The organism is Aureibaculum marinum (assembly GCF_003813905.1).
Classification (GTDB): domain Bacteria; phylum Bacteroidota; class Bacteroidia; order Flavobacteriales; family Flavobacteriaceae; genus Aureibaculum; species Aureibaculum marinum.
This window is the reverse complement of sequence record NZ_RPFJ01000027.1, coordinates 1-655: the sequence shown is the minus strand read 5'-3', so window position 1 is coordinate 655 and position 655 is coordinate 1. Positions and strand designations below refer to the sequence as shown.

Here is a 655-nt window from a genome sequence, read left to right as displayed (position 1 = left end):
AGATGCTCTAAAAGATTTTCATAAAAACGTTTTAACAACTGATTACCTTAAATTCGTAGAATATTATGGAGAAGCCCCAGCTGATAAATTCTATGAAGCTCTTGCATGGCAGGGTTTAGCAGATCATGACGTAAAAGCATATACTGATTTAAGTGACGATGAAAAAGAAGAATTGAGTGACGAAGTTTTCAAAATAGGTATGTTAACAAAAAATTGTCCTGACACCAATTAAAACGAATTTATTATGAAACGAATTTTTATTTTTTTATTTAGTATTATTTTTTTAAACCATGCTTATTCTCAAAATTTAGATACTTTATTTATCAAGTTTGATGATAAAAATATTATTCAAAAATATAACTCGAAAGAAAACTATGTTTATTATTTACTAAAAAACTCTGGTAATAATGGACAGTTTTATTTTAAAAAGAACAACAAATCGGATGTTATTAAGCCTAAAAATGTTTTTAGTATAACCGATATTCTTAGAAATAACAAATTTTATTCTGGAAAGAATAATTTAATAAAGCTGGATGATTGGGAACTATGGGAGTATTTTGAAGACATCAAAGTTTTTATGGTGAAAAATAATGATTGTATTTATAAGTTGGAATCATATTACGTGATAGAATAAAAGAATATTTTTTAGTTATTA

Annotated in this window: 2 protein-coding genes; both read left to right on the top strand. The window is 25.2% G+C overall.

The window, feature by feature from the left end:
- On the top strand, positions 1 to 232 hold a 232-nt coding region (locus tag EGM88_RS15815; protein WP_162497583.1), incomplete at its 5' end, for a hypothetical protein.
- A 12-nt stretch (positions 233 to 244) separates the two neighbouring features.
- Entirely contained in the window at positions 245 to 634 is a 390-nt protein-coding gene (locus tag EGM88_RS12660; protein ID WP_123898786.1) for a hypothetical protein, read from the top strand.
- The last annotated feature ends 21 nt before the right edge of the window (positions 635 to 655 follow it).

Excerpts from the sequence above, each read along its gene's own strand:
- EGM88_RS12660 (WP_123898786.1), top strand. The coding sequence starts at position 245 with ATGAAACGAATTTTTATTTTTTTATTTAGTATTATTTTTTTAAACCAT.